The following is a 26,508-nucleotide window of genomic DNA, read 5'->3' as shown; positions in this document are numbered from 1 at the left end:
AATGCCACGAAAGTTCGTGGCATTTCTATTTTATTTTTCCAAGAACAGGATAAGGTCTATTATTCTTGAAGAATAGCCTATCTCGTTATCATACCATCCAACCACTTTTACCATTCTGTCGATTACAGATGTTAGTAGCGAATCGAATAAGCATGAATTGCGGTTTCCTAAAATATCGACTGATACAATTGGGTCTTCAGTATAAGCTAATATTCCTTTAAGTTCGTTTTCTGATGCTTTTTTGAATGCAGTATTAATTTCTTCGATGCTTACTTCACGTTTTACATAACAGGTGATGTCTGTAAGCGAGCCATCCGGTACTGGTACACGTATACCGCCACCGCCTATTTTACCAACAAATTCAGGGAATATTTTTGTCAGGGCTTTTGCAGCTCCTGTGGTGGTTGGTACTATTGATTGAGCAGCTCCGCGTGCCCTTCTCAGGTCTTTATGAGGTTGGTCGTGAAGGCTCTGGTCGGTAGTGTATGAGTGAACCGTAGTGATATACGCTTGTTCAATCCCGCAAAGGTCATTGATGATCTTCATCATTGGAGCGGCATTGTTTGTCGTGCAGCTTGCATTTGAAATTACTTTCTCGGTACCGTCCAGAATATGTTCGTTAACGCCTAACACAATGGTCTTAATTCGGTCATCTTCAGGAGGTGCAGATAGTATTACTCTTTTTGCACCGCTTTCAATGTGTATATTAGCATCTTCCAGGGTTTTAAATTTACCTGTAGATTCAATTACAATGTCTATATTGAATGATTTCCAGTCAATATCAGCGGCATTTTTTTTGCGCAGGAAAGAATATGATTTTCCGTTTATGATAAGGCTATCTTCCGTGTGGGAAACCTCAAAAGGCAATACGCCGTGAATACTGTCGTATTTTATAAGATGCGCCATAGTACGGGCATCGGCAATATCGTTTATGGCCACCACCTCGATAGAAGGGTGGTTAATCAAAAGCCTGAAAAGGTTTCGGCCGATGCGGCCAAAACCGTTAATGGCAATTTTTGTTTTTGTATTCATTTCCGTAAAACTGTCAAATGTATGCTGACAACTTTAAACTATTAAAGAATATGTTTTTGTGCTTTGTATGATGAACGTACCAGTGCACCGCTCTCTACATGGCGGAAACCAAGTTCTAGTCCGATTTGTTCGTATTTTGCAAATTGCTCCGGAGTAATGAACTCTTTTACAGGTAAGTGTTTTTTGCTTGGCTGAAGGTATTGACCTATAGTCAGTACATCAAGGTTAACTGCGCGAAGATCGTGCATAGTCTGGATTACCTCTTCTTCGGTTTCGCCAAGACCAAGCATGATACCCGATTTTGTGCGGTTAATTCCGTTGTCTTTCAGGTAGCGTAATACCTCAAGGCTGCGTTCATATTTTGCCTGGATGCGTACCTCACGGGTAAGTCTCTTTACGGTTTCCATGTTGTGCGAAACTACTTCAGGAGCAACCTCGATAATACGATCGATATTTCTTTCGATTCCCTGGAAATCAGGAATAAGTGTTTCAAGGGTTGTGGTAGGATTCATCCTGCGGATAGCCTTAACGGTTTCAGCCCAGATGATTGAGCCTCCATCTTTAAGGTCATCACGGTCTACGCTTGTTACAACAGCATGTTTTATGTTCATCAATTTAATAGAACGTGCTACTTTTTCCGGTTCATCCCAATCTACAGTTTCCGGACGGCCTGTCTTAACGCCGCAAAAGCCACACGAACGTGTACAGGTATTACCCAAAATCATAAAGGTTGCAGTTCCTTCGCCCCAGCATTCACCCATATTAGGGCAGCTTCCCGATGTACAGATGGTGTGAAGCTTGTATTTGTCTACAAGTCCGCGAAGTTCAGTATATTTTTTGCCTGTCGGTAATTTTACCCTAAGCCATTTTGGCTTTTGCGTAAGCAGTCCGTTTGAGGCGGTAGGTCTTACAGTGTCTAAAACAGTTTCCATAGAAAAAACTTTGAGGTACAAAGATACTACTTATTTGTATATGTAAGGTTGTTTTCAATAGATGTAGTTAGTTGTGGTAATTCTTTGCTTAAATGTTGTCTCTTTTCTTAAATGTTTTATTTATTACTTAGTAAATCAGGGTTATTTTAAATGATAAAGCCCCAATTAAGGGGCTTTTTTAGTTTACTTTTACTGTTATTGGAAGGTTGTAAGCTGTTCTTACTGCTTTTCCGCCTTTCATGCCCGGTTTCCATATCCCTTTAAGAGATTTTAGTACTCGTACAGCTTCTGCGCCCATGCCGTAGCCCGGATCGCGTGTGGCTTTTATGTTGCTTAGTGTGCCGTCAGGCTCAACTACAAAAGATACCAAAACTTTTAGGGTTGATACGTTTTCCAGTTCGGGACTATTGAATCTTCTGGCTACATCTTTGTAAAATGCATCTAATCCGCCCGGATATAAAGGTGCAACATCAACAAAGGTTTCAATTGTACCTTCCGGGTTTGTTCCTGTACCGGGACCGACACCTGTTCCCGGACCGGGAGCAGTCGATGTTCCGTCAACCTGTCCTCCTTTAACTCCCTCGCCTGTAGTTTGGCCCGGATTTGTGTTCAGTACATCATCTGTTGTTGGCAGGTCAACAGGAGTAGGGTCTGATGCTGCTACTGGTGTAGTAAACGCAACTGTTGGTTCTGATGATGCCGCTCCGCCTGAGGCAGGTTCCTGCGGCTGTGGCTTTGGTGCTTCGGGTACTTTTGGCATTTCAATAAGTTCTACAGGAGTAATAGGTTCCATAGGGCATGATATTACTTCACTGGTTTCTCTTCCAAAATGATTGATAAGTGACGGTATGGTAATTAAAGAGACAACTAATCCTATACCGGTTACCAATGCAAGCATGGTTGTTTTAGGATCTTGTTTACGTAGTTGGTAAGCTCCGTATTCCTGATTGCGGCCTTCAAATACAAGGTCGATCCATCCGTGGTCGAAAACGCTGATTTTTGACATAGCAGTGTGATTTTTGGTTGTTAATAATAGTATGTATACATACTAAAACGTTTTCGTTGTTTTTAATATTGTAGGAAATAGCATAATTATTTAAAATGTAAATAATCGTTTCACATTGTAGGGTTTTTTATATTTGTAGTATGAAAAAGGTTGTTTTTGCAATTATTATGCTGCTTTTTATTTCTGTCATGGCTGTAGCTCAGAATACTAAGTTGAAATTCAGGAAGATTAATGATAATGTTTATACCTATACAAACTATCATTTATTTTCCGGTTCGCCATTTCCGTCAAACAGTTCTTATCTGGTTACGGATGATGGAGTAGTACTTTTTGATACTCCTTGGGATGAAACCCAGTTTCAGCCTTTGCTTGATAGTATAGAAAAGAGGCATGGTAAAAAAGTGGTATTGTGCATAGCAACCCACTTTCATGATGATAGCTCTGCCGGTTTGGAATATTACAGGAGTAAAGGAATAAAAACTTATACATCGAAGTTTACTAAAGAATTAGCGGAAAAGCACAATGCGAAACAGGCGGAATTCATTTTTGAAAACGACACGGTATTTACCATAGGGGGACAGCGGATAGAGACCTTTTATCCTGGAGAAGGACATAGTTATGACAATATAGTGATATGGCTCCCAAAAGATAAATTTCTTTTTGGCGGGTGTTTTCTAAAAAGTGTTGAGAGCGATAATCTTGGAAATTTATCTGATGCTAATGTAAGTGCCTGGGATGAATCACTTATAAAGCTGATGAAAAAATTTCCTAAACCTATGTATGTAGAAACCGGTCATTTTAAAGGATCAAAAGGATGGAAGGCGGTAAAGCATACCCTTAAGCTGGTTAAGGATTATAAACCGGATTAGTCTTTTTTGCTGATGATTTCGGCTAAAAGTTTCTTAGCTCTCAATAATTTCACTTTTACATTATTAAGAGGCTCATTAAGCTGATCGGCAATTTCCTGATAGCTTAATTCCTGAAAATAGCGAAGTTGTATCACTTCCTGATACTGTGGTTTCAGTTTTTTTATACACTCCAAAAGGCTGGAAAGATTTTGTTCCCTGATGATTTCATCTTCGGGAGTAGGAGAACTATCGGCTACATTATAGGCCTGCTGATCCTCTTCATCGGTAATATCAATAAAAAGGGATGATTTCTTTTTACGTAGTAAATCGATATGCACATTTTTAGCAATGGCTATGAGCCATGTGTTAAATGCATATTCCGGATTATATGTTGTAATCCGGTCAAAGGCTTTAGCAAATGTTTCGATTACAATATCCTCTGTATCGGCTTCATTTTCGGTGCGCTTAAGCATAAAACCGTATACCTCATTCCAATAGCGGTCAAGCAAAAAAGTAAAGGCAACCTGGTCACCTTTTTTTGCTTTATCTATATGTTGTTGTATTATTTGAGGGGTTATTTCCAATGCGCCGGTTTTGAGAACAAATTGGTAAAGAAAACATTCAGTTGTGTGAAGGTAAGGATTATTTCAATAACCGGATACCAGTAAACTGTATCTTTTTCTTTTAATTTGGCTGCGCTGTATCCAAGGGTAAGCCAGCTGCCAAGATAACGAACTGCAACTACCGGAACCATAAACATCCAGTTGTATTGTAAAGCAAACAATACTGCCATAAGTGCAAAGAATGATAGTTGTGTAAGGAAGAAAAACCTCAGTTGGAATTTATCGAAAGTGCTAAAAAATTTAGTAGTAAATACCTGTTTTCTTTTTTGTTTTCTCCAAGAGCTGAACGATTTTTTAGCTTCAGTGTAAGTAAAGCTTTTAGGAGCATAACAAATGGTAGTGTTGCTTTTAGTTGCGGCCTGATTAAGGAATAAAGAATCTTCACCCAGGCGTATGTTCATGTGCTCTATGTAGCCGTTTACTTTAAAGAATTCTTCTTTTTTGTAAGCAAGGTTACGTCCGTCACCTGAGAATGGTTTGCCTATTTTAGCCCATGAAAAATATTGGGTGGCAGTAAGCATATTATCAAACCTGATGATCTTATTTATGAAAGAGTTTTTGACTTTCTCATAGGCGCCATAACCCAATACAATAGTACGGTTAGCTGTAAAGCGCGATGTCATTGCTGTTATCCAATCGTTAGATGTAGGGTAACAGTTTGCGTCAATAAACAGTAAATAGTCTTTTTTGGCTGCCTTGATACCAAGCGTTAGTGCATATTTTTTATTGCCCCAAAAAGCCTCGTTATTTTCAACTTTTACAAGACGGATGTTACTGTATTGCTTTTCGAATTCTTCAAAAATATCAAGAGTTTCATCGCTCGAGGCATTGTCTATAAGTACAATCTCAAAATCAGGGTAATCCTGCTCTGCTAGAATTGGAACAAGGGTTTTTACTTTTTCGGCATCATTTTTAGCGCAAACAATAACCGAAACGGGTACTTTTTTAGGTGTAATTTCCTGTGCCTGTGCAAAGGCAAATTTTCCGAATATTATAAGGTAATACACTAATTGTGTAACAACAACAGCGATAAAAACGTAGAAAATAATGTTCAGCATATAGGCGGGCGGCATTTGTGTTTCCAGCTGCAAAATTAGGAAAAAGTGTCGACCTCTTAACAATTAAAAATTAAATAATATTAACTTCAGCTTCAATCCTGATTCCGAAGTTTTTATATACGGTTTCCTGAATATTTTTAGAAAGATCGAGAATTTCCTGTCCTGTTGCATTGCCATAATTTACCAATACAAGGGCCTGCTTTGCATGCACTCCCGCATCGCCAAAACGTTTGCCTTTAAAACCGCTTTGCTCGATCAGCCAGCCTGCAGGTACTTTTACTTCAGTATCTGATACGGTATAGTGAGGCATGGTAGGGTGGAGCAGATATGCTTTTTCAAACTCCTCTGAAGTTATTATTGGATTCTTGAAGAAACTTCCGCTATTGCCCAAGTCTTTTGGATCCGGTAATTTGCTCTGGCGGATAGCTGTTACAGCCGCGCTAACATCTTTTATCGTTGGGACAACTATGTTATTTTTGGTAAGTTCGGCGGCTATATCGCCATATGAAGTATTTATCTTGTGATTTTCTGTTGTCAGCCTGAATGTAACAGATATTATTATGTACTGGTTTTTCAGAGTTCCTTTAAAGATGCTTTCGCGGTAAGCGAACTGACATTCTTCTTTAGTAAAAGTCTTTATTTCCTGAGTGGCAATATTCATGGCTTCACAGCAAACAAAGGTGTCTTTTATTTCGGTGCCATAAGCGCCAATGTTTTGGATAGGGGTAGTGCCAACATTTCCCGGAATCAATGAAAGATTTTCAAGTCCACCAAGGTTGTTGCTGATACAGTACTGCACAAACTCATGCCAGTTTTCTCCGGCCATGGCTTTTACTTCGGCATATCCGTTTTCGTTTTTTACAATCTCTTTACCTTTCAGGTCAACGTGGATAACAAGTGCATCAATATCCTGGGTAAGCAGCATATTGCTGCCACCGCCAAGAATAAATAATTTTTTGTCCTGATTTTCTTTTAAGGTTTCGGCCAGTTCTGCAACGGTATGCACCCGAACGAATTCTTTTGCAAAAGCGCTGATGCCAAAAGTATTATGGTTTTTTAGAGGATAATTCGCAACGATTTCCATAGTGAATATGAGGTTGTTTTGTGGTGCAAAAGTAAGGCTTTAAAACTTATTCGGTAGTAAGGCCACGATTTAAAAAATCGACAAAGGGTTTTAATACAAGTAGTTTTTTAGCGGTGTTTTTTATAAAATCCTTGCTTTCTATCTCTTTGTCAGAAAGTTTGGCTGTTGCTGTAAAGCTTTTCAGTTTCAGGAATTCTATTGCTGGATGATCTTTCTCGTAATCCTTTGGTGCTGTTTTTAATGCATTTTCGGAGTCCAGTGCTCCATATAGTTTTTTGAATTCAGGATTTTCTACAATCTCTTCCAGGTCTTCATAAAAACCGGCAATTTCTCTTCGGATGCCTTTTAGCTGATCGGCGTCAGGCATATGCATGCCAGCAGCAATAAATGATGCTCCTTTTTCTATATGTACATAATACCCGGCAAGGCTTGCATTTTTTGCACCCGGGCTCATCCAGATGCCCATATTGGTCTTATAAGGTGATTTGTCTTTAGAAAAGCGGATGTCCCTGTTGATGCGGAAAGAACATTCCTTAAAGCCAAGCTGGCTCAAGGTTTCATCTTCTTTGCTTAATTCGGCAACAAAAGCTTCTACAGTTTCTTTATAATCATTTTTGTATTCTGCATAACGCTTTTGGTTTGCCTGAAACCAGTCACGATGGTTATTATTCTTTAAATCCTCAAGGAATTGAAAGGTGTCTTTTGATAGCATGATTTGATTGATTTTTGAATAGTAAATGTAGTGCTTTAATCTGAGATTATAATTACAGATTAAATAAGGTATAGCTCTGATGCGTTTCCTTTACAATGTTTTCCGTACGCTCCGGATGGGTGTCCGAGATAAAGATCTGTCCAAAAACCTTATCGTCTATCATCTGAACAATTTTGGAAACACGGGTTTCATCCAGTTTATCAAAAATGTCATCAAATAATAAGATTGGGAGTACCCCGCTTTGCTTTTTGATGAATTCAAACTGGGCAAGCTTTAATGCGATAAGGAAAGACTTTTGCTGTCCCTGTGAACCGAATTTCTTTATTGGGTGTTCTTCGATCTCAAAAAGCAGGTCATCTTTGTGTATCCCTACGCTGGTGTATTGTAGCACACGGTCGCGTTGCAGACTTTCGTCAAAAAGGTCTAGTAATCTTTTATTATGCAAATGACTGTCATACCTCAGGCTTACGTCTTCGGCTGAGTCAGTTATCGACTGATGATGCTTGTTAAAGATAGGAATGAAGTCCTCAAGAAATCGCTTACGCTTTTCAAAAAGAGAGTGTCCAAGATCGTCCAGCTGCTCGTTATATATAGATAAGGTGTCCTTGTCAAAGGTATGATTCAGGGCAAAGTACTTCAGCAGGGCATTGCGTTGTGCAACAACCTTTTGGTAATTAATGAGTTCCTGAAGATAGGCGGGGTCAAGTTGTGAAATTACGCTGTCGATAAACTTACGACGGGTTTCACTGCCTTCGGTAATCAGGTCGCTGTCTGATGGAGAAATAATAACAAGCGGTATAAAACCTACGTGTTCAGAGAATTTATCATAGATCTTTCCGTTGCGTTTCAGGACTTTTTTCATCCCTTTTTTCAGGCTGCAAACAATCTGTTCATTACGGTTATCTTTATCAAAAGTACCGTCTATCACAAAAAAGTCTTCTCCGTGCTTAATATTCTGTACTGCTAAGGGATTAAAATAGCTTTTTCCGTAGGCTAAATGATAAATAGCATCCAGTACATTTGTTTTTCCCACACCATTCTTTCCGGTAAAGCAATTTATTTTAGGGTCAAATTCATAATTTGCCTCAGCAATATTTTTATAATTGAGGAGCGATAAATTCTTTAAATACATGGGGTAAACGGAATCCTGATTGTGAGAACCTTGTGCAAATCAAGGCTCTTTTCTTAATATGCCGCAAATTATCGAAAAATATCGACAAAAGATATTTTAATATTCAATAAAAATTTTATTTTTGCGACTCATTAAAATAACTTAAATGGCAACGTACAACAAAAGAGGCTATAAAGCTCCAAAACCCGAAGTAGTAACAGAGGTTGAACCGGTAGAAGAAACTTTTGACGGAAAAAGCACAACAGCAGAGGTGTTTAACGCCCTTGATGAGACTGCTTCTAAAACAGAAGACTGGGTAGCTAAGAACCAAAAAGGTATCCTTGTAGGGATAGGTGTTGTAACTTTTGCAGTACTTGGTTATTTTGGATACTCAAGATTTGTAGATGCTCCTAAAGAAAATACTGCTGCTGAGGATATGTTCCAGGCTCAGCAATATTTTGAGCAGGCTGTAAATGCACCAACTGCAAGTGATTCTTTATTCAACCTTGCTCTTAAAGGTGGTGAAGGTAAACTTGGCTTTGTAGGTATTATTGAGAACCATGCCGGTACAGATGCAGCTAACCTTGCTGAATACTATGCAGGTACTTCATACCTAAATATTGGTAAATATAAAGAAGCAGTAGAGCACCTTGAGAAATTCAGCACTAAAGATGAAATCCTTGATGCTATGGCTAAAGGAGCTACAGGTGATGCTTTTGCTCAGCTAAAAGATAATAAGTCAGCTTTGGAGTTCTATGAAAAAGCAGCTAAGGCAACGTCTAATGATCTTGTCGCACCACGTTTCCTTTTCAAAGCGGGACAAACGGCACTTGCTTTAAACCAAAAAGCAGATGCTCTTAAATATTTCAAAGAGATTCAGGATAAATACAGCACTTCTGCAGAAGGAGCTTCTATTGATGCCTATGTTGCAATGGCTGAATAAGTATGGCTACAATAAATAAAAACTTATCAGAATACGATAAAAATACTGTCCCAAACGCGAAAGATTTTCGGTTTGGGATTGTTGTTTCTGAGTGGAACGAAAATATAACTGCAGGCCTGTATAAAGGTGCTATTGAAGCATTGCTTGAAAATGGAGCGTTGGCAGAAAATATCATTTCATGGGATGTACCGGGAAGCTTTGAGCTTATTTATGGTTCAAAAAGAATGATAGATACCCAAAATGTTGATGCTGTTATAGCTATAGGCAGTGTTATACAAGGGGAGACCAAGCACTTCGACTTTGTGTGTGAAGCAGTTTCACAGGGTATAAAAGATCTTAATGTGCAAACTGATGTACCTGTAGTGTTTTGTGTGCTTACCGATAATACCCTGCAGCAGGCTATAGACCGTAGCGGTGGTATTCATGGTAATAAAGGTACCGAAGCAGGTATAGTAGCTATTAAAATGGCTTATTTAAGACAACAAACGAAATAATTTTTAAAATTTATTTTAATCAATATCAGGCTCTTTCGAAAGAAAGGGCTTTTTTTTTGAAAAAAAATACACTTTTTTAAATCCAAAGAAAATAGTCTTTCGTATATACCTGTAAGTAAACGGATTTAATGGTACATCTGACAGTATTACGAATTCGTAATTTGTTCCCAAAAAGAAATAAGCCATTTAATTAAAGTAAGGTGTGGTTTTATGGCTTCCCCTTTTCACCGCAAGGATGAAAAGGGTTTTTTGTTTTTATATGTTCTTACTTTTTCTTTTTAAGTCCTGACTTTTGAATATTCTCCTCAACCCTGAATTTTACTATTTTAGCGATGAGGTCCAAAGGCAAAGGTTTATCAAAAGGGAATTGTATCGATCCTTTTCCTGTTTTATAATTACTTATTTCTTTTTGAAATGCTTCGTTACCGGAGGGTAGGGCATAAAAGCCTATATGGTTCGTGAAAGCTGCAAAATAAACCAGATTTCCATTTAGTTTAAATGCAGGCATACCATAACTTATGCTTTCCTCGGCATCAGGAGCTGTCTTCTGAACGGTTTGACGAACCTGTTCTAAAAGCTTTTGTACTTCAGGGGTAAAGCCTGCAATGTATTCGTTTATGTGTTTAGGTTTATCCATAATTAAAAAAATTAACCCTAAAGCAAGGCTTTAGGGTGTTCTTTATTATTCAGCTGCAGCTTTAAGTTTCGCTATATCCAGTTTTTTCATTTGCATAAGGGCACCCTTCACTTTCTGGCTTTTGTCGGCATCTTTCTGATTTAGTAAATCTCCCAATCCTTTAGGGACTACCTGCCATGAAACCCCAAACGGATCTTTTAGCCAGCCACACATACTTTCGCTGCCTCCATTAGCTGTAAGGCTGTCCCAGTAATGATCTATTTCTTGTTGGTCATTACATTCAATTACAAATGATACCGCTTCGTTAGGAGTAAAATGTGGTCCTCCGTTAAGGATCATGAATTCTTGGCCGTTAAGTTCAAATACTGCTGTAAGTACCGAGCCTGCCGGCATTGGTGCGCCTTCTCCATAATAAGATACTTTTTTGATCTTTCCGTTTTTAAAAACAGAAGTGTAAAGTTCCAGTGCTTCTTCAACCCGTCCATTAAACCAGATGCATGGAGTGATCTTTTGCATAATAATTAGATTTTATTGTTTGTTGTTCAATATAATAAATCCAAAGTTACCTAATCGATTTATGTCTCTTGCGGTGTAAACCTGACAATCAGGAGGGTAAATTGAGACAATTAGTGTCCGCTAAAAAAGGCAAGCATTTTTTCAAGCGCACCTTCAGAGTGCATCATTTCGCCATTTTTTAATGATTCTGTTGCTGCTTCTGAGGCTCTCTTACGCATAGTGGTTTCATAATGAGCGATAGCATCCTGTGTGCTATTAAACTCGTCTGATGTCAGACACTCGCTTAATTCTAAAGCGTCAAGCATGGCCATATTTACGCCTTCACCTGCAAAAGGGGGCATTACATGGGCTGCGTCACCTAATAAGGTAAGGTTTGGTTTTGCTTCCCAGGTTTGATCTAAAGGCATGCAGTATATTGGTCGGGGTATGAAAGAGGCAGCATTTTCAAACAATTCGTTCCATATAGTGCCCCATTCAGGATATTCCTGTCCGAACCACTCAAGCAATTGTTTGTTATCTGTGTAATCAATACCGCTATTGGTTGCCCAGTTCTGATCAATTTTTATGCTGGCATAAAACCCTATGTCTCCGTTACCTTTTTGTCCTCCCAGTATACATTTTGAATTGCCGAAAGCCATTATTTTTCCACCATCCAGCATAGCGCTAAAATTGGGTGCGGTTTCTCTAGCATTATAAATGTTCCCTTCAAGCATTGTTATTCCCGAATAAAACGGTTTAATATCGGTAAGGTAGGTACGTATTTTAGAATTGGCACCATCTGCGGCAATCACTATGTCTGCGTAAAATGAAGCGCCATTTTTAAAATGGAGTAACCATCCATTACGCTGTTCTTCCATATTTATAAAATGACTGTCCCATATTACAGTGTCAGATTCAAGTGATTCCAATAATATGTTTCGTAAAGGGCCACGGTCTATTTCGGGACGAAAATGTTCATGACCAAAATTTTCATCAGGTTTTGCTTCGTGGTCTTTAAAAATAATTTCTGCATTATGGTTTGTAATAATAGCTTTATCTGCACCGGGCATATAGTTCTTTTTGAATTCGTCCAATAGATCTGCTTTACGAATGGCTGCCAGTCCTGATTCGTCATGCAGGTCAAGAGGGGAACCCTGTACCCGGGCATATTTATCAGTGTCTCTTTCGTATACTTTTACATTGGCTCCTTTAAGCTGTAGCAGTCTTGCCAGTGTAAGTCCACCAGGCCCACCGCCAACGATGGCGATTTGTTTATCATTTAATTTCATACTGTCATTTCTTAATTAACAGGACAAAATTATTGCTGCTTCAGTACAGATAATAGTATAAATCGGTCGTCTTTATTTTTGGATAACTCTTTCGGAACTTCACCGGAGAATTTTTTGATCTCCTTAATAAAATGATTCTGGTCGGTAAAATTAAGTTCCGGGAAAAGCTGGCCGTGTGCAATATGTTTTAAAGATATCCTGAACCTAAGTATATTGCAATAAGCTTTTAATGATAGCCCGAACTGTTGTGTAAAATAGCGGTTGATTTGCCTGCTGCTCCAACCAACTTTTTCAGAAAGTTCCCTTACGGTCATTTCTCCATTTGAAACATAGATCAGTTCAAAAAGCTTCCGTTTTCGTTCATCAATCTCTTTTGGTAATAAGTTTTTTACTGTCTGGGTTGCTTTCTGGTAAAAAGTATCAAAATCATTCAGATCATCGGGTCCAAAGTTCCAAAAGTTAGCGGGTTGTACGTTAGCACTATCCAGAAAACCGGCAATAGGAGTCTTTAAAATATATTCGACAGCTAATGGTTTAAAACTGATTACGAAAGTGAGGGTGCCGGGCATAATGGCTCTTGCTTCGGGATAAGTTTCCAGTCCCATAAGCGTAATATGAAATGGTTCGCAAGCTGATTTGGAAAAGAATAAGTCAATCCTGCCATCCGGCATAATCACAACTTCCTTCGGTTCATCGGATGGATTTTCGAACATTCCTATGCTTTCTACAAAATCACTGATGGAATTTTCAGGTGGGATGAATTTATAATTAAAGTTGTGGCTCATTACCTATGCTTTTCTCAATAGCATAAAGCTAAATAAAAAAGCCGAACTATTGGTTCGGCTCTTACTTATTATATAGGCTTTTATTAAGCTATCTCGTGATGAGTTTCAACTGTTGCTAGGTAACGCTCAGCATCAAGGGCAGCCATACAGCCTGAACCCGCAGCAGTAATAGCCTGACGGTATTCTTTATCCTGAACATCTCCTGAAGCAAATACTCCAGGTATATTCGTTTTTGTAGATTTACCTTCAGTGATAAGGTAACCTGTCTCATCCATGTCAAGCTGACCTTTAAAGATGTCAGTGTTAGGTTTGTGACCAATAGCTATAAACAGGCCTGTGATAGCAATGTCATGTTTCTCGCCGGTTACATTGTTTACAATTCTTAGTCCGTCAACAACCTGGTCACCTAATACTTCATCAACTTCGCTATTGAAAAGTACTTTTAAGTTAGGAGTGTTCTCAACACGGTGCTGCATTGCTTTAGAAGCACGCATCACGTCTTTACGAACAAGCATTGTTACACTTTTACAAATGTTGGCAAGGTAAGTAGCTTCTTCGGCAGCGGTATCTCCTGCACCCACTATAGCTACATCCTGGTTGCGATAAAAGAATCCGTCACATACTGCACATGCTGATACTCCTCCGCCTCTAAGGCGTTGCTCACTTGGCAAGCCAAGGTATTTAGCTGTAGCACCAGTAGAAATGATTACAGTTTGCGCGTGAACTTCTTTATTTCCGTCTATGATGATTTTATGCCATCCGCCAGATTCTTTGCTAAATTCAACAGCTGTAGCCATCCCAATACGTACTTCAGTACCAAAACGTTCAGCCTGTTGCTGTAGTTGAACCATCATTGTTGGTCCGTCAATACCTTCAGGATATCCCGGAAAATTATCAACTTCGGTAGTTGTCGTAAGCTGTCCACCCGGTTCCATACCAGTGTAAACAACAGGTTTCATATCAGCTCTTGCAGCATAAATGGCTGCAGTATATCCCGCAGGCCCTGATCCTATGATAAGGCACTTTATTTTTTCAATTGTTTCAGACATAATATTCGTGGTCTTAATTTGCTCTGCAAATGTAAGTTTTAATTAAAATATTAGCTACTGAAAGTTATCAGTTTTCATTATTGAAAAATAAAATTCAGTTATCGCTTTGAGATATCGATTTTAGTAGTATATTTGCACCGCTCAAATGAGGTAATTCATTTGAATTCGGGGTGTAGCGTAGCCCGGTCATCGCGCCTGGTTTGGGACCAGGAGGTCGCAGGTTCGAATCCTGCCACCCCGACAACAAAATCCTTCCTGCTTTGCAGGAGGGATTTTTTGTTTTAGGGGGATTAAGCTTGCTTAAAATTTCTCTAAAACAAAAAATACCGGCAGTTAAAAAACGTAGAAGGATTTTGTTGTATCAAATTCCAACTACAGGATCATGAAATAATCCTGCCACCCCGACAACAAGCAGAACATTTATGTTCTGCTTTTTTATTTTTATATGCTACAAAAAGATTCATATATTTGATTTTGGTCCAAAAGGCTTAATATATTTTATGAAAAAGATAATATTACTTTTTCTTTTGTTATTTAATTCAATATTTTCATTTTCTCAGAACTCCGAGAAAGGCATCTGGAAATCATCTTATTCAGAGCTTCGGTTAAAATTTGATGAAAATTGGCAACTGATTACACCCCAATTAGACTCTGAACGCAAAACAATGATTGCGTTGACTGATTCAAAAGATCATTCTTCAATCACAGTAAAAATTACTGACGATGTTCCGAAAGAACAGCTTTCGGATGAAGCATATAATGATGCTGTTAAGGAACAAATGTTAAAAGCGGATGCTGAGAATAAATTTTTAGTTCAGGAAGTAATTGATTTTAAAGAAAAAAAGTTTACCGTACAGATATTTCTTATGAAAACTAAATTTGGTGACTTTGCATTGACATGTTATACATATAGAGATGGTAGAAAAGTTAAATCCATTCAGTTAGCATACCCTAGAAGTCTTGTTAGTAATCCAGGAAAAGAATTACCTGAAAAGATTAAGAAAGTTTTATCAGATATGAACATCTAATTCTTTAATAACAAACCCGGACAGTATTGTTCGGGTTTGTTATTTGATTTAACGATATGCTACAATTCTTAAAAGAAACCACGATATATCGTAATATAATATCATTGCTTAAAATTTTAATATTCTGATTTTTAGTTTTTTATGTTTTAAGGAGTGTTAATTGCTTAACTTTAAGTGCATTTAGAAAATATTTTTTCCAATTAATAATCTAAAAAAATCTTAAAGACATGAGTACAATTAAACTTAAAGACGGAACTGAATTTTATTACAAAGACTGGGGAACAGGACAACCAATTGTTTTTCATCACGGATGGCCTTTGTCAGGAGACGACTGGGATGCGCAAATGATGTTTTTCCTAAAACAGGGATACAGGGTTATCGCTCACGACCGTAGAGGTCATGGACGTTCAGGACAAAGCGCCGAAGGGAACAACATGGATACTTATGCAGCAGATGTTGCAGAACTTACCGCAGCTCTTGATTTAAAAGATGCCATTCACGTTGGGCACTCAACAGGTGGGGGAGAAGTTATTCGCTATGCGGCTAGATACGGAAAAGGCCGTGTTGCGAAAGCAGTTATCATTAGTGCTGTGCCGCCAATCATGGTGCAGAGTGAAAGCAATCCTGAAGGTATTCCGTTGTCAATTTTTGATGAGATCCGTAAAGGAACTGCCTTTACAAGATCATCTTATTTTTACGATTTCCCTATTCCTTTCTACGGCTGGAACCGTGAAGGTGCTAAAATAGACGAAGGTATCCGTCACAACTGGTGGCGCCAGGGAATGAATGGATCTGTATTGGCTCATCATGACGGAATAAAAGCATTCTCTGAATCTGATTTCAGAGAAAATCTTCAAAGTCTTGATATTCCGGTATTAGTGCTTCACGGTGAGGATGACCAGATCGTACCGGCACATCAGGCACCAAAATCAGCAGCATTACTTAAAAATTCTAAATTGATTACTTATCCCGGATTCCCTCACGGTATGCCAACTACCGAGGCAGAAACCATCAACAAAGATATTCTGGAGTTTATCAGATCTTAAATTTGAATTTATTCAAACTAAAAGCCGGGCATATTGTCCGGCTTTTCTATTTTTGGTTTATGGAAGAACAGAATTCGGAAACAAGACGAAACAGAGGGAAGAGTTCAGAAGATAAAGGCCTTTTTGCTTCTGCTCATGAACAATTGAAGCTCGAAGAAGCTTTAAAAGATTTGTATTACCTGCTAAGCAGAGGATATCCTATGAAATCTTCTTTAGCATTATCAGCGAATCGTTACAGGCTTAAAACGCGTCAGCTTTTGGCGTTACAAGGTATGTCATGTTCAGAGAGGGAATCAGAACTCAGGGGAGCAAAGGAAATTAACAGTAGCGATCTAAAAGGAAAGACCGTTTATCTGGATGGTTTTAATGTTTTGATATTGTTAGAAACACTTTTGTCAGGAGGGTATGTTTTCAAAGGACTTGATGGTTGTTACAGGGATATTTCTTCGGTACATGGCACCTATCGTAAAGTAAACCAGACAGAGACTGGACTGATTATGATAGGAAAATTATTTGAAAGTCTCGAGGTTGAAAAAGTAATCTGGATATTTGATACACCAGTGTCTAACAGCGGAAAACTTAAGGTGCTGTGTTATGAGATTGCGGAAAACCATAGTTTTAAATGGGATTGCTATCTTGAAAATTCGCCCGATAAATTCCTTGTTCAGGAGCCCAGGCTGGTTTGTAGTTCTGATGCATGGATACTAAATGAATGTGCAGAATGGTTTAATCTGGGAGCTTTTATTATTACGACATTTTTAAAAGTGAATAGTTCTGATAGTATAATTGAGTTTAACCTATTATAAAAATGTATATGACGAGATAAGCGTATAATGTGTGTTTTTACTTCATGTCGTAAAAATTAAAATCTGAATAAAATATAATGTATTGATATTCAGTTTTTTGCTTTTAAGGTGTTGTTTTTGGATTTCATAAAGGAATCAACTTATTAAAATAAATAACATGAAAACAACAGATCTTATTAAGCAGCTAAAAAGAATCTTTTTAGTAACAGTAATGGCTTTAATTGCCTTATTTGCTACTTATACAGTGGCACAAACTAAAAGCAAAGTGAAAAATATTGTACTGGTACATGGTGCTTTTGCCGATGGTTCAGGGTACAAAGGCGTTTATGATATCCTTGTTAAGCAGGGATACAATGTTAGTGTGGTTCAAAATCCGCTGACGTCTTTAAAAGATGACGTAGCGGCAACAAACAGAATTATAGACAGACAAGATGGACCTGTAATACTTGTTGGTCACTCATGGGGCGGAACAGTAATTACTCAGGCAGGTAATAACCCTAAAGTTGTTGGGCTTGTATATATTGCGGCATTTGCACCTGATAAAGGTGAGGATACACTGCAGTGGGTAATGTCACTTCCTCCTGCTCCTGAAAACGGTATTCTTCCTCCTGATGCAAACGGGATGGTTTATTTTGATAAGGCTAAATTTCACGCAGGTTTTGCGGCCGATGTAAGTGCTGACCTTGCAGGGTTTATGTATGCTTCACAGGGGCCGATAGCCGGGCAATGTTTTACAGATAAAGTAGAAACTGCAGCTTTTAAAAACAAACCTGCTTATGGCATTGTAGCTACAGAAGATAAAGGTATTAATCCTGATATACAACGTAATATGTATAAAAGGGCAAACATGAAAGTGACAGAAATTAAAGCGAGTCATGCTGTTTTTATTTCTCAGCCTGCAAAAGTTGCTAACGTTATTATAACTGCTGCCACAAGCGCAGTAAAATAATATCCTCCCTCCGTATAATAAAAAAGCATCCGCCAGGGCGGATGCTTTTTTATGGGTTATGTATTAATTACATCTCTTTCTTGTACAATACTGCACTGTCGGCAAAATTGGTTACCTGTACTTTAGGTTTTCCAAAGAGCTCAATCTCTGCTTTGCCTGATGCAGCAATGGTAATGTTTTCGGCAGCATTAATGTTGCAGTGAGTATAACTTTCGGCTGTCAGGTCAAGATTTTTAACAGTGAATTTTTTTCCTGTAAACGAAGCATTGTTATCTACACGGATTTTAGCTTCAGCCGCATCTCCTTCAATAGTGGCCGTTGTTTTTTGGTAAAGGTCAAGTTTGGCAGTCATGCTTGCTGCGATTAGAGCTTTTAATTGCGCATTCTTGCTTAGTTCTACGACTACATTGTCGCCCTGATAGTTTAGTTCAGCTGTTGCTTTATCATTCATTACCAGTGTGAAGTTCTTAGATTTCACATTTAGGTAGGATTTAGAATAATCAAGATTTTTGATGGTAATGTTTTCCAGCTGCAAATCGGCAAGGGCATTTATTGTAGCTTCATTTTTTGCAGTTATTGTTTTCAGGTTATCAGTATAGGTAACCCTAATGCTTATTTTTTTAGCAGAAGTTATTTCTTTGTCAGTATAGATGCGAAGGGTAGTGCCATTTAGCTCAGCTTTAAAAGTTTCATGAAGGTTATCATCGGCTTCAATTTCCAGACTTTGTGTAGTACCTTTAGAAAGAAAAATTTCTATGTTGTCTTCTACTTCAAGACTTTCAAAATTATCAACTTCTTTTTGGGTAACGGTAACAATTTTAGAACCTTTAATCTTTTCTTTTTTCTGAGCGAACGTAATAGACGTAAAAAGTACTGCCAATAGTAGCAGGAAAGCTTTTTTCATGTTATTTCATTTTTTATTGGTTATCGCAAATATATAAAAAAACACCGGCGAAGCCCCGATGTTTGATGATGTACAAATGAATTTAATGTGAAGGTTTGTGTTCATAACTAAGCACGCGCGACATTTTCCAGGAACCGTTTTCCAGTAGCCACATGTTAATGAATTTTGCGGTTCCGGTTTTCTTTTCTACTCCGTTTTCGATCAGATAAAAATCATGATCGCCCATAAGTATGGCACCATAACCTTCAAGTGGATAAACCTTCAGGCTTTCTTTTACAGTCTTTCGTATTACTTTTGGCTTAGGTTCGTTACAGATATTTGCTTTAAATGTTTCTATGAATATCTCAATCCCTTTAGAATAGCCACCTTTATCGTGGTAAAATTCAAGGTCGGTTGTAAAATAAGTCCTGAATGCCGCTACATCGCAGGTATTGTAAGCATCAAATGCTTTGATGTCCAGATTCAAAATTTTTTCAGTCAGGACTTCTGATGATGATGGGTAAACTTCATTCTGAGCATGTATGGATGCAGTAATACCAAAAATTAATGCTAATAGATATATTTTTTTCATAATTGTTTTAGATTAAAAAAGCCTCCTTTCGGAGGCTTTGAAGAGTATAAATTACAGTTGCGATACATTCCCGCCTGAACTGGCATTTTGCTTTAGTTTAGCAGGAGTAGTAACATATTTTATATTTGCTCCACTTGATGCATCTGCTGACAGATGTTTAACAGCATCGACAATAATTGATCCACCGCTTGATGCATTTGCTTCTACATTTTCAGCTTTTAATGCCTTAGCGTTGATATGGCCGCCGCTTGAAGTTTGAGCATCAAGATCATTTGTTTTTCCCGAAACACCTATGTGCGATCCGCTACTGGTTTCGCATTCAAGCTTGTCAGCATCTATTGTCAGGTCAATACTGCTTCCGCTGCTTGATGAAAACGACATTGAGTCTCCTTTAATCACACCGTTGGCAGTAATCTTCGCGCTGCTGGAAGTAGAAAGCGATTCAATGGTAGGCATAACCACAGTAATCCTTTTCATGTCACTATCAAGATTTGCATCTGAGGTAATCTTAAGTTCATGGCCTTTAATTTCAATCTTAATATGCTCTACAAGATTTTGATCAGTTTCAAGTGTTACTGATGGTTGGCTCCCTTGCACAAGTATAACTTCAAGGTCTTTTTCAACAGAAACTGAATTAAAGTTACCTGTAACAGGAATTTCTTTTTTTACAACATTTCCGTCTCCGTCAACCGTTCTTATATCAAAACCGCATGAGGCAAATAATAATGAGACTACTATGGCAACCATAGCTTTGGCAATATGAACTATAACTTTTACCATGAGAAATATATTTTAAATTATTTTTTCGTTTTGGCAGTAACGTTAATACTGTCTACACTTAAGTGCAGGTTTACTTTTTCATCAGATATATTTATCTGGCCTTTACCTGCACCGTTAATATGAATATCAGCGGGCGGAGCAGGAGGAGCTGGAATATCTTCCGGAGCTTCCTCATCATCAGGGCATGTAAGACATTCTACTTTGTCCTCTTTCATTTTATATACCCATTTGCTGGCATCATCCCACCAAAGGTTAAAGAACCAGTCTTCGGTATTATCATACTCTTTTACGCTGTCGTCACATTTAAAAATTGTTCCTTCAGGCAGGTAAAGATAGATTTCAACTTTTTGGTTACGATATTTGTTTGTAATATCAGTTAACAGATAATTGTCTAAAATTAAGGTATTTCCCTCAAATTTGAAATTATATTTAATTTTTTCCGCTCTTTTGCGCGCTTCTGCCGATGTTCTGCCATTAGCTATTTTTTCAATCTGAATAAATGGCTTTGTTCCATCGGTTTTCAACAGTACAAATGATACATCATTTGAATAGATCACATCGTTACCTATAGAATCCTGTGTAAAACGGAAATCATTATGGTCAGGGTAAAATGATTTTGCAAAATAATCGTTGTATCTGAATTTTATCAGAAGTGTATCATTTTCAGGAGCTGCTTCATTTTCAAAAAGATTTATGTCCTGTTTGAATACGGTTTTACCTTCATCGTTTATTTCTTTAGTCTGGCTTATACCCAGGTAAAGTACACTCACAAAAGATAGTACCCATAATGCCAATAAGGTAAATTTAGTAATGTTTCCTATAGGTTTTAAGTTGTCAACCAATATCTTAAGTCCTAAAAGGAATATCATGAATAGTGGTATGGCAATCATAAAGAATACTGCTGTACCCATTAACCATATCGGAGCATCGGTATAATTAAATCCATCTACCCAGGGATGCCACATTGAGTTCTTTAGTGATGAGGTAAATAACAATGAGAAATAAAATACCACCACTACACCCAGCATTATTGCTGCACTAACGGCAATTAATGCGCCTATTACCTTTGCAAATCCTGTAAACAGGGCAGAGAATACAGCTCCTATACCACTACCTATTTTTTGGGCTCCGTTTTTGGCATTATTACCCAACCTGTCATAGTCTACATTCTGAAGTTTTCCGGTAATTGAATCAATTTCTTCCTTTACCTTTTTTTCGATATTAGAGATATTGATGGGTTCGCCCGTCATTTCAAGTTTTTCGGTAGTGGTAATTGCCTTTGGGATAAGTACCCATAATAGGATATATATGAATATACTTGTTCCAAATGAGATAAATAATGATATGACGAATAATATTCTTATCCATAATGGATCGATCCTGAAGTAATGTGACAATCCGGCGCATACACCGCTAATCATACCTTTATCACCATCCCTGTAGAATTTTTTGTTTCTTGGAGCATAGTTATAATCAGGGGCTGTGTATGTGTTTTTTTCGCCTGTAGTCTCTTCGTCTATCCTGTAGTCTTCCGGCTGACCCATTATAGCCATGATCTCATCAACTTCTGCATTGCCTACTACCTGTTTGTCGCTTTTTAGCTTTTCAGAAAGCAGTTCGGCAATCCTTCCTTCAATGTCGCTCATAATCTCATCTTTCCCGTCAGGAGAAAGTGAACGTCTGATAGCGTCAAAGTAGCGGTTTAACTTTTGGTAGGCATCTTCATCGATATGGAAATAGAAACCTCCTAAATTTATACTGACTGTTTTGTTCATGGCTATGCTTTTTGACTGGTTATTATATTTACTGCATCGGATAATTCCGTCCAGGTGATATTAAGTTCTTTTAAAAATTCCCTTCCTTCATCGGTCAGGCCGTAGTATTTTCGCGGTGGGCCCGATGTTGACTCTTCCCAGCGATAGCTAAGAAGTCCATCGTTTTTTAATCTTGTGAGCAATGGGTAAACAGTACCCTCAACCACAAGCAGCTTTGCGTTTTTCAGTGTGTCCAGGATCTCCGATGTGTATGCATCTTTTTCTTTTAATACACACAGGATGCAGAATTCAAGGACGCCCTTACGCATCTGGGCCTTAGTGTTCTCAATATTCATTAGTCATCATGTTTTTAATTCACTTTCTTTTTCTGTGTCTCATGCTATAACCTTCAGCCCTAATTGTTTAAAGCTAATTTAAGGTTATCTCGTTTTATAGCATACATATTGTTGCCTAAATTTACTTCTGCCGGTTCTCCATAATAGGTAATTGAAGATGAGTTATCGGCATCCGCACTTATCGATTTAATAGCATTTACAAAAGCCGTTGAACCGTTTGTTGTTTTTATATCAGCATTTTGGCTTAAAAACTTACCTGCTATCAAAGATCCGTTGTTGCATGCTACTTTAGTGATGTCAGCATTTCCGGTAATTTTTATTGTCGATCCGCTGGTAGTTTTTCCTTCAAACTCTACGGTCTTTACTATTCCTCTGAACATAGAGCCTGACTCCGCTTTAATTATACATTTTTTGCTGCTGTTTAGCTCTCCCGTAAAAGAGGCTCCCGATGCCAGCTTTACACTTAGCTCTTCTCCTGTAATTTTACCGTTTGCTTTTATCGTTGCTCCGGTAACCGCTTTAAAGTTTTTTACATGTGCTGCAGAAACGTATACTTTAGCGACTCCCAGTACCGGTCCTTTGTTTTCATTGTCTCTCATGTAGACTTTCAAGGAGCCTTTACTGAATTCCGTAACGATGTTTTCAAGAGTTTTAATGTTATCGGATTCCACTTTTAAAGAGGGGGCGTCACTTTGTGTGAATACCACTTCAATTCCGTTCTTTACGTCAAGTGTTGTAAAATTTTCACTTTTACGCGTCTCACTTGTTTGTGCCTGTGCGCTAAGCCCGATTACGACTAAAAGCGCTGTTGTTAAAAATTGTTTCATAACTGTTCGTTTTTGATTTGATTTGATTTGATTTGACCTGCCTGCCGGCAGGCGGATTGATGATGATTGAACTCTGATGATTGCTGCCGTGATTAAGGACAGAATTGGTTGATTGATTGTTTTTTGATGATTGAACTCTGCGACGATTATTTATGTTTTTGTTGTAATTTCTTTATATGTATTATGGCTTCTTTAATTATTTCTTTACCGGTGTCGCTGGTGCCGGATATTTTACTGTTGTTTTTTTCAATATTGATTTTTATGCCTTCTTTTGATGAGGTTGCGATAAGTTTGGTGTCCTTGTTTCTGTAGTTTATACTTCCTCCGGGAGTTAGTTGGGTTATTGCCGTTTCATCATTGTTAAATGTAGCATTACCGTTCATTTCTATCTCAATGTCATTTTTGTTGTTTTTTACGATCATTTCTCTTTTTATGACACCATCGCTATTGTATGAATAGCTATATTTTACGTTGCTGTCGTTAGAGTTGCACGAAACAATCATTAATAGCATTAACAGCATTACGGTTATTGTTTTCATTATTTTATGAATTTTATAGTTAATGGAAAATCATATCGTTGTCCATTGTTGTTTTTTACGGCTGCATAAAGGATAAGAAATAACTCTGCTGTTTTAAGAAGTATTACAATACAAACCGCTATCACTGCAATAAGTACAAGCCAAGTAATGTTGCCAAGGCTAAATTGCTCTATGATCCATTCTCCGTCAGAATTTATTATCAGGTCCATGTTGCTTAAAAATGTACATAGGAAAATTGGTACAGCAATTACAGCTAATAGGAAAGAGTAAAGGAAAAGGCTTAACTGAAAATTGATTGCCTGTTTACCATTATAATCTACAAATTCTGAATCGTTTTTCTTAAGACTCCATATCAAAGCCGGAAATATAAAGTTACCTAATGGAATAAAATACTGTGTTAATGCGCTTAACTGCAGTATTGTAGATGTGTTTTTGTTTGCTATTGTTTCCATAGTATAGGTTTATATCAATTAATATTCTATGCAAATATATGTCTATTGTCAGGTATTGTGCAATACAAAGTACTGTATTTTAACAAAAAATTAACATTTCTAAAATTGGTTAATTATCTGTATTTTAGCAGAAAATCAAATGTATAATGGAATTCACGCCTTCTAAACTCAATACTTTCCTGTTTGCTAAGCTTCCTTCGGCCTATTGGAGCGGGGTAAGGGTAAAAGCTATATCTACATCTTTATGTGTAGCTACGGTGAAGCACCGGTGGTTTAACCAAAACCCTTTTAATTCTATGTATTTTGCAGTGCAGGCTATGGCTGCAGAACTTACTACCGGGGCACTGGTTATGTATCATATTAAGAAGAGTGGGAAGAAAATCTCAATGCTGGTGGCCAATAATAAAGGCAACTTTACTAAAAAGGCACGTGGCAGAATTACTTTTACCTGTAATGATGGGAACTTAATAGAGGATGCTATACGTAAAGCTATAGAGACAGGTGAAGGACAAACTTTTTGGATGACCTCTACAGGAAAGGATGAAGCCGGAGATCAGGTTTCGTTCATGGAGTTTGAATGGAGCATTAAGGTTAAATAAGTTCTTCCTTAAATATAAGTTAAAATCGGGTGTATTCGGCTACGGCTTTTTATATTTGATTAACCAAAAAAACAGATATGAAGGTATTATTAACCGGAGCTACGGGACTTGTAGGCACTGAATTAGTATCGTTGCTCTTAAAGAACGGCATATCTGTTAATTATTTGACTACTTCAAAAGATAAGATACAGGATGAACCTAACTACAAAGGGTTTTACTGGAGTCCTGAATCGGGTGAAATTGACAATCATTGTATAGAGGATGTAGATGCTGTAATTAATTTGGCAGGATCGCCTATTGCCAAACGGTGGACTGACACCTATAAAAAACAAATACTGAACAGTAGGGTAGCATCTGTAAATGCAATTTATAATCTCCTCAAAAATAACCCTAATAGTGTACATCAGTTTATCTCTGCATCTGCAATAGGTATTTATCCCAATAGTCTTGATAAAGTGTATTCTGAAGATGAGGCTGCTTTTGATAATTCTTTCCTTAGTACTGTAGTACAACAATGGGAAACTGCATCTGATAAAATGGAAACATTAGGTGTAAAAGTGGCAAAAATCCGTACAGGTTTGGTTTTGTCAGGTAAGGGGGGGGCTCTTAAAGAGCTTGCAACTCCTATCAAATATGGTTTTGGGGCTGCGTTTGGTAGTGGTCAGCAAATGCAGTCATGGATTCATTTAGATGATCTTGCGGGTATTTATGCTTATGTTCTGCACAACGAACTCGAAGGTATTTATAACGCTGTGGCACCCCATCCGGTTACAAATCATACTTTAGTGGAGCTTGCAGCTAAAGTAATGGACAAGCCTTTTTTTCTGCCGAATGTGCCAAAATTCGTAATGGAACTTATTTTGGGCGAAATGCATACATTGTTGTTTGACAGTCAGAATGTCAGCGCAAAAAAAATTATAAGTGAAGGATATCAGTTTAAATACCTCTCTCTCGAAAAGGCACTTCAGGTTGAATTGAAATCTTAAGATACTTCTCAAATACAGAGACTATATCTATTATTTGATATTCCTCTTTGCAGTTACACTAACTTTCAGTTCAATATTGTCATCTATGTATTGATCCCCAAGATTTTCAATAGCACTTTTAGAATTATAGTTTATATTCCACAAAGTTCTGTTTATCTTAAAACTCTCACTGTTTAGAATTACAGTTGAATCATTTACACTAACAAAAGCCGGAAAGGTGATGTTTTTTGTGATCTCCTTTATAGTGAGATTGCCTTCAATTAAAGTTTGATTGTTGGTTTTAGCTATATTGGTAATTTCAAATATGCCTATAGGGTATTTGGTTACATTAAAAAAATGGTCTTCGTTGGTTTTGTCTCCCAGTCCTTTTAAGTGATTCTCAAGGTTTGTTCTGTTTTTATCTTCCTTTGGATCGGTCACGGTAATGCTATTCATATCGATGGTGAATTTTCCGCTTTCAAGCTCATTGTCTTTTATAAAAAATACACCATCTTTTAGCTTTATTGTTCCGGAGTGACTTCCGGTAGGCTTTGTGCCGATCCAGTTAATATTGGAAACCAAAGTGTCGGCAATATATTTTTGGGAGGCTGGCGCCACGGGTTTTGTTAATTCGGCTTCGGTAATTATTGCTTCGCCCGAAGTAGTTTCTTTTCGGCATGAGGTGGCAAAAAGTATAACTGTTGCTGCCACAAAAAGTTGTTTTTTCATGGTTTTAGTTTAGACTAGGATTGTACTATCTTTTAAAATTAAGAAAAATAGCCGTGACAATTTGACATTTTACAGATTTTGGCAATACTTTTGCGTTTCGCTAAA

General features: G+C 37.8%; 31 protein-coding genes and 1 tRNA gene. 10 read left to right on the top strand and 22 right to left on the bottom strand.

Features of this window, described 5'->3' with window-relative positions; all coding sequences use genetic code 11:
• Positions 1 to 30: 30 nt before the first annotated feature.
• The 3 genes from gap to ACFSR3_RS03560 all read right to left on the bottom strand — a co-directional run bounded on the left by gap (position 31) and on the right by ACFSR3_RS03560 (position 2,970).
• Positions 31 to 1,032 (bottom strand): type I glyceraldehyde-3-phosphate dehydrogenase, encoded by a 1,002-nt coding sequence (gene gap / locus ACFSR3_RS03570; RefSeq protein ID WP_379819751.1) that lies wholly within the window; start codon positions 1,030 to 1,032, stop codon positions 31 to 33.
• Positions 1,033 to 1,073: 41 nt separating this feature from the next.
• Complete coding sequence (lipA, locus tag ACFSR3_RS03565; RefSeq protein WP_379819750.1) at positions 1,074 to 1,964, bottom strand: lipoyl synthase; 891 nt, start codon at positions 1,962 to 1,964, stop codon at positions 1,074 to 1,076.
• A gap of 178 nt (positions 1,965 to 2,142) precedes the next feature.
• Positions 2,143 to 2,970 (bottom strand): energy transducer TonB, encoded by an 828-nt coding sequence (locus ACFSR3_RS03560; RefSeq protein WP_379819749.1) that lies wholly within the window; start codon positions 2,968 to 2,970, stop codon positions 2,143 to 2,145.
• A gap of 140 nt (positions 2,971 to 3,110) precedes the next feature.
• On the opposite strand from ACFSR3_RS03560, the gene bla reads away from it, so the two are divergent.
• On the top strand, positions 3,111 to 3,839 hold the full coding sequence (gene bla, locus ACFSR3_RS03555) for a BlaB/IND/MUS family subclass B1 metallo-beta-lactamase (protein ID WP_379819748.1): 729 nt from the start codon (positions 3,111 to 3,113) through the stop codon (positions 3,837 to 3,839).
• Here bla and ACFSR3_RS03550 read toward each other — a convergent pair.
• From ACFSR3_RS03550 to recF, 5 genes are all read right to left on the bottom strand, one after another.
• A complete protein-coding gene (locus tag ACFSR3_RS03550; RefSeq protein ID WP_379819747.1) occupies positions 3,836 to 4,402 on the bottom strand; it encodes an RNA polymerase sigma factor in 567 nt (188 codons plus the stop codon). The two genes, bla and ACFSR3_RS03550, sit on opposite strands and share 4 nt — an antisense overlap.
• Positions 4,393 to 5,499 (bottom strand): glycosyltransferase, encoded by a 1,107-nt coding sequence (locus ACFSR3_RS03545; protein ID WP_379819746.1) that lies wholly within the window; start codon positions 5,497 to 5,499, stop codon positions 4,393 to 4,395. Before ACFSR3_RS03545 ends, ACFSR3_RS03550 begins: the two co-directional genes overlap by 10 nt.
• Positions 5,500 to 5,569: 70 nt before the next feature.
• Entirely contained in the window at positions 5,570 to 6,583 is a 1,014-nt protein-coding gene (gene murB / locus ACFSR3_RS03540) for a UDP-N-acetylmuramate dehydrogenase (RefSeq protein ID WP_379819745.1), read from the bottom strand.
• 46 nt (positions 6,584 to 6,629) lie between these two features.
• On the bottom strand, positions 6,630 to 7,295 hold the full coding sequence (locus tag ACFSR3_RS03535; protein ID WP_379819744.1) for a DUF2461 domain-containing protein: 666 nt from the start codon (positions 7,293 to 7,295) through the stop codon (positions 6,630 to 6,632).
• A gap of 52 nt (positions 7,296 to 7,347) precedes the next feature.
• A complete protein-coding gene (gene recF / locus ACFSR3_RS03530; protein WP_379819743.1) occupies positions 7,348 to 8,427 on the bottom strand; it encodes a DNA replication/repair protein RecF in 1,080 nt (359 codons plus the stop codon).
• A gap of 145 nt (positions 8,428 to 8,572) precedes the next feature.
• On the opposite strand from recF, the gene ACFSR3_RS03525 reads away from it, so the two are divergent.
• Positions 8,573 to 9,349: a tetratricopeptide repeat protein gene (locus ACFSR3_RS03525; RefSeq protein ID WP_379819742.1), complete on the top strand. Its 777-nt coding sequence runs from the start codon at positions 8,573 to 8,575 to the stop codon at positions 9,347 to 9,349.
• A gap of 2 nt (positions 9,350 to 9,351) precedes the next feature.
• Positions 9,352 to 9,843 (top strand): 6,7-dimethyl-8-ribityllumazine synthase, encoded by a 492-nt coding sequence (gene ribH / locus ACFSR3_RS03520; RefSeq protein ID WP_379819741.1) that lies wholly within the window; start codon positions 9,352 to 9,354, stop codon positions 9,841 to 9,843.
• Between the two features lie 265 nt (positions 9,844 to 10,108).
• Here ribH and ACFSR3_RS03515 read toward each other — a convergent pair whose 3' ends face one another.
• From ACFSR3_RS03515 to trxB, 5 genes are all read right to left on the bottom strand, one after another.
• Positions 10,109 to 10,480, bottom strand: a complete 372-nt coding sequence (locus ACFSR3_RS03515; protein ID WP_379819739.1) for an iron chaperone — start codon at positions 10,478 to 10,480, stop codon at positions 10,109 to 10,111.
• Positions 10,481 to 10,525: 45 nt separating this feature from the next.
• Positions 10,526 to 10,996 (bottom strand): VOC family protein, encoded by a 471-nt coding sequence (locus ACFSR3_RS03510; protein ID WP_379819738.1) that lies wholly within the window; start codon positions 10,994 to 10,996, stop codon positions 10,526 to 10,528.
• Positions 10,997 to 11,106: 110 nt separating this feature from the next.
• Positions 11,107 to 12,264: an FAD-dependent oxidoreductase gene (locus tag ACFSR3_RS03505; protein ID WP_379819737.1), complete on the bottom strand. Its 1,158-nt coding sequence runs from the start codon at positions 12,262 to 12,264 to the stop codon at positions 11,107 to 11,109.
• Positions 12,265 to 12,293: 29 nt separating this feature from the next.
• Entirely contained in the window at positions 12,294 to 13,049 is a 756-nt protein-coding gene (locus ACFSR3_RS03500; RefSeq protein ID WP_379819736.1) for a helix-turn-helix domain-containing protein, read from the bottom strand.
• 83 nt (positions 13,050 to 13,132) lie between these two features.
• The gene (trxB, locus tag ACFSR3_RS03495; RefSeq protein WP_379819735.1) at positions 13,133 to 14,098 is read right to left on the bottom strand and encodes a thioredoxin-disulfide reductase; all 966 of its coding nucleotides are present in this window, start codon (positions 14,096 to 14,098) and stop codon (positions 13,133 to 13,135) included.
• A gap of 166 nt (positions 14,099 to 14,264) precedes the next feature.
• On the opposite strand from trxB, the gene ACFSR3_RS03490 reads away from it, so the two are divergent.
• The 5 genes from ACFSR3_RS03490 (at position 14,265) to ACFSR3_RS03470 (ending at position 17,927) form a co-directional block, all read left to right on the top strand.
• Positions 14,265 to 14,339 (top strand) — tRNA-Pro (locus ACFSR3_RS03490).
• A gap of 259 nt (positions 14,340 to 14,598) precedes the next feature.
• A complete protein-coding gene (locus ACFSR3_RS03485) occupies positions 14,599 to 15,126 on the top strand; it encodes a hypothetical protein (protein WP_379819734.1) in 528 nt (175 codons plus the stop codon).
• Positions 15,127 to 15,353: 227 nt separating this feature from the next.
• A complete protein-coding gene (locus ACFSR3_RS03480) occupies positions 15,354 to 16,172 on the top strand; it encodes an alpha/beta fold hydrolase (protein WP_379819733.1) in 819 nt (272 codons plus the stop codon).
• Positions 16,173 to 16,231: 59 nt separating this feature from the next.
• Positions 16,232 to 16,978 (top strand): DUF434 domain-containing protein, encoded by a 747-nt coding sequence (locus ACFSR3_RS03475; RefSeq protein ID WP_379819732.1) that lies wholly within the window; start codon positions 16,232 to 16,234, stop codon positions 16,976 to 16,978.
• Positions 16,979 to 17,135: 157 nt separating this feature from the next.
• Positions 17,136 to 17,927: an alpha/beta hydrolase gene (locus ACFSR3_RS03470; RefSeq protein ID WP_379819731.1), complete on the top strand. Its 792-nt coding sequence runs from the start codon at positions 17,136 to 17,138 to the stop codon at positions 17,925 to 17,927.
• Positions 17,928 to 17,994: 67 nt separating this feature from the next.
• Here the strand turns inward: ACFSR3_RS03470 and ACFSR3_RS03465 are convergent, their stop codons facing one another.
• From ACFSR3_RS03465 to ACFSR3_RS03430, 8 genes are all read right to left on the bottom strand, one after another.
• On the bottom strand, positions 17,995 to 18,831 hold the full coding sequence (locus ACFSR3_RS03465) for a GIN domain-containing protein (RefSeq protein ID WP_379819730.1): 837 nt from the start codon (positions 18,829 to 18,831) through the stop codon (positions 17,995 to 17,997).
• Between the two features lie 82 nt (positions 18,832 to 18,913).
• Positions 18,914 to 19,402, bottom strand: coding sequence for a nuclear transport factor 2 family protein (locus ACFSR3_RS03460; RefSeq protein WP_379819729.1), 489 nt, complete (start codon positions 19,400 to 19,402; stop codon positions 18,914 to 18,916).
• A gap of 51 nt (positions 19,403 to 19,453) precedes the next feature.
• Positions 19,454 to 20,182 (bottom strand): head GIN domain-containing protein, encoded by a 729-nt coding sequence (locus tag ACFSR3_RS03455; RefSeq protein ID WP_379819728.1) that lies wholly within the window; start codon positions 20,180 to 20,182, stop codon positions 19,454 to 19,456.
• 17 nt (positions 20,183 to 20,199) lie between these two features.
• Entirely contained in the window at positions 20,200 to 21,957 is a 1,758-nt protein-coding gene (locus ACFSR3_RS03450; protein WP_379819727.1) for a PspC domain-containing protein, read from the bottom strand.
• Between the two features lie 2 nt (positions 21,958 to 21,959).
• Positions 21,960 to 22,292 carry a PadR family transcriptional regulator gene (locus ACFSR3_RS03445; protein ID WP_114757867.1) on the bottom strand — a complete coding sequence of 111 codons (333 nt, stop codon included), beginning with the start codon at positions 22,290 to 22,292 and terminating at the stop codon, positions 21,960 to 21,962.
• 59 nt (positions 22,293 to 22,351) lie between these two features.
• On the bottom strand, positions 22,352 to 23,119 hold the full coding sequence (locus ACFSR3_RS03440; RefSeq protein WP_379819726.1) for a GIN domain-containing protein: 768 nt from the start codon (positions 23,117 to 23,119) through the stop codon (positions 22,352 to 22,354).
• A gap of 146 nt (positions 23,120 to 23,265) precedes the next feature.
• Complete coding sequence (locus tag ACFSR3_RS03435) at positions 23,266 to 23,658, bottom strand: hypothetical protein (RefSeq protein WP_379819725.1); 393 nt, start codon at positions 23,656 to 23,658, stop codon at positions 23,266 to 23,268.
• A complete protein-coding gene (locus ACFSR3_RS03430; protein ID WP_379819724.1) occupies positions 23,658 to 24,110 on the bottom strand; it encodes a DUF4870 domain-containing protein in 453 nt (150 codons plus the stop codon). The genes ACFSR3_RS03435 and ACFSR3_RS03430 overlap by 1 nt, the downstream gene beginning before the upstream one ends.
• Before the next feature lie 146 nt (positions 24,111 to 24,256).
• Here ACFSR3_RS03430 and ACFSR3_RS03425 point away from each other — a divergent pair, with 146 nt between their 5' ends.
• Positions 24,257 to 24,709, top strand: coding sequence for a DUF4442 domain-containing protein (locus ACFSR3_RS03425; RefSeq protein ID WP_379819723.1), 453 nt, complete (start codon positions 24,257 to 24,259; stop codon positions 24,707 to 24,709).
• A gap of 77 nt (positions 24,710 to 24,786) precedes the next feature.
• A complete protein-coding gene (locus ACFSR3_RS03420) occupies positions 24,787 to 25,695 on the top strand; it encodes a TIGR01777 family oxidoreductase (protein ID WP_379819722.1) in 909 nt (302 codons plus the stop codon).
• Between the two features lie 30 nt (positions 25,696 to 25,725).
• Here ACFSR3_RS03420 and ACFSR3_RS03415 read toward each other — a convergent pair whose 3' ends face one another.
• Positions 25,726 to 26,403, bottom strand: a complete 678-nt coding sequence (locus tag ACFSR3_RS03415; RefSeq protein ID WP_379819721.1) for a YceI family protein — start codon at positions 26,401 to 26,403, stop codon at positions 25,726 to 25,728.
• Positions 26,404 to 26,508 lie beyond the last annotated feature (105 nt).

Source organism: Flavobacterium suzhouense (assembly GCF_042684765.1).
Taxonomy (GTDB): Bacteria; Bacteroidota; Bacteroidia; order Flavobacteriales; family Flavobacteriaceae; genus Flavobacterium; species Flavobacterium suzhouense.
This window is presented reverse-complemented; position numbering and strand designations above follow the sequence as displayed.

What these genes read in the sequence shown, in the direction of transcription:
- gap (WP_379819751.1), bottom strand. Translation starts at nt 1,032, where the DNA reads ATGAATACAAAAACAAAAATTGCCATTAACGGTTTTGGCCGCATCGGC.
- lipA (WP_379819750.1), bottom strand. Translation starts at nt 1,964, where the DNA reads ATGGAAACTGTTTTAGACACTGTAAGACCTACCGCCTCAAACGGACTG.
- ACFSR3_RS03560 (WP_379819749.1), bottom strand. Translation starts at nt 2,970, where the DNA reads ATGTCAAAAATCAGCGTTTTCGACCACGGATGGATCGACCTTGTATTT.
- bla (WP_379819748.1), top strand. Translation starts at nt 3,111, where the DNA reads ATGAAAAAGGTTGTTTTTGCAATTATTATGCTGCTTTTTATTTCTGTC.
- ACFSR3_RS03545 (WP_379819746.1), bottom strand. Translation starts at nt 5,499, where the DNA reads ATGCTGAACATTATTTTCTACGTTTTTATCGCTGTTGTTGTTACACAA.
- murB (WP_379819745.1), bottom strand. Translation starts at nt 6,583, where the DNA reads ATGGAAATCGTTGCGAATTATCCTCTAAAAAACCATAATACTTTTGGC.
- ACFSR3_RS03535 (WP_379819744.1), bottom strand. Translation starts at nt 7,295, where the DNA reads ATGCTATCAAAAGACACCTTTCAATTCCTTGAGGATTTAAAGAATAAT.
- recF (WP_379819743.1), bottom strand. Translation starts at nt 8,427, where the DNA reads ATGTATTTAAAGAATTTATCGCTCCTCAATTATAAAAATATTGCTGAG.
- ACFSR3_RS03525 (WP_379819742.1), top strand. Translation starts at nt 8,573, where the DNA reads ATGGCAACGTACAACAAAAGAGGCTATAAAGCTCCAAAACCCGAAGTA.
- ribH (WP_379819741.1), top strand. Translation starts at nt 9,352, where the DNA reads ATGGCTACAATAAATAAAAACTTATCAGAATACGATAAAAATACTGTC.
- ACFSR3_RS03515 (WP_379819739.1), bottom strand. Translation starts at nt 10,480, where the DNA reads ATGGATAAACCTAAACACATAAACGAATACATTGCAGGCTTTACCCCT.
- ACFSR3_RS03510 (WP_379819738.1), bottom strand. Translation starts at nt 10,996, where the DNA reads ATGCAAAAGATCACTCCATGCATCTGGTTTAATGGACGGGTTGAAGAA.
- ACFSR3_RS03505 (WP_379819737.1), bottom strand. Translation starts at nt 12,264, where the DNA reads ATGAAATTAAATGATAAACAAATCGCCATCGTTGGCGGTGGGCCTGGT.
- ACFSR3_RS03500 (WP_379819736.1), bottom strand. Translation starts at nt 13,049, where the DNA reads ATGAGCCACAACTTTAATTATAAATTCATCCCACCTGAAAATTCCATC.
- trxB (WP_379819735.1), bottom strand. Translation starts at nt 14,098, where the DNA reads ATGTCTGAAACAATTGAAAAAATAAAGTGCCTTATCATAGGATCAGGG.
- ACFSR3_RS03485 (WP_379819734.1), top strand. Translation starts at nt 14,599, where the DNA reads ATGAAAAAGATAATATTACTTTTTCTTTTGTTATTTAATTCAATATTT.
- ACFSR3_RS03480 (WP_379819733.1), top strand. Translation starts at nt 15,354, where the DNA reads ATGAGTACAATTAAACTTAAAGACGGAACTGAATTTTATTACAAAGAC.
- ACFSR3_RS03475 (WP_379819732.1), top strand. Translation starts at nt 16,232, where the DNA reads ATGGAAGAACAGAATTCGGAAACAAGACGAAACAGAGGGAAGAGTTCA.
- ACFSR3_RS03470 (WP_379819731.1), top strand. Translation starts at nt 17,136, where the DNA reads ATGAAAACAACAGATCTTATTAAGCAGCTAAAAAGAATCTTTTTAGTA.
- ACFSR3_RS03465 (WP_379819730.1), bottom strand. Translation starts at nt 18,831, where the DNA reads ATGAAAAAAGCTTTCCTGCTACTATTGGCAGTACTTTTTACGTCTATT.
- ACFSR3_RS03460 (WP_379819729.1), bottom strand. Translation starts at nt 19,402, where the DNA reads ATGAAAAAAATATATCTATTAGCATTAATTTTTGGTATTACTGCATCC.
- ACFSR3_RS03455 (WP_379819728.1), bottom strand. Translation starts at nt 20,182, where the DNA reads ATGGTAAAAGTTATAGTTCATATTGCCAAAGCTATGGTTGCCATAGTA.
- ACFSR3_RS03450 (WP_379819727.1), bottom strand. Translation starts at nt 21,957, where the DNA reads ATGAACAAAACAGTCAGTATAAATTTAGGAGGTTTCTATTTCCATATC.
- ACFSR3_RS03445 (WP_114757867.1), bottom strand. Translation starts at nt 22,292, where the DNA reads ATGAATATTGAGAACACTAAGGCCCAGATGCGTAAGGGCGTCCTTGAA.
- ACFSR3_RS03440 (WP_379819726.1), bottom strand. Translation starts at nt 23,119, where the DNA reads ATGAAACAATTTTTAACAACAGCGCTTTTAGTCGTAATCGGGCTTAGC.
- ACFSR3_RS03435 (WP_379819725.1), bottom strand. Translation starts at nt 23,658, where the DNA reads ATGAAAACAATAACCGTAATGCTGTTAATGCTATTAATGATTGTTTCG.
- ACFSR3_RS03430 (WP_379819724.1), bottom strand. Translation starts at nt 24,110, where the DNA reads ATGGAAACAATAGCAAACAAAAACACATCTACAATACTGCAGTTAAGC.
- ACFSR3_RS03425 (WP_379819723.1), top strand. Translation starts at nt 24,257, where the DNA reads ATGGAATTCACGCCTTCTAAACTCAATACTTTCCTGTTTGCTAAGCTT.
- ACFSR3_RS03420 (WP_379819722.1), top strand. Translation starts at nt 24,787, where the DNA reads ATGAAGGTATTATTAACCGGAGCTACGGGACTTGTAGGCACTGAATTA.
- ACFSR3_RS03415 (WP_379819721.1), bottom strand. Translation starts at nt 26,403, where the DNA reads ATGAAAAAACAACTTTTTGTGGCAGCAACAGTTATACTTTTTGCCACC.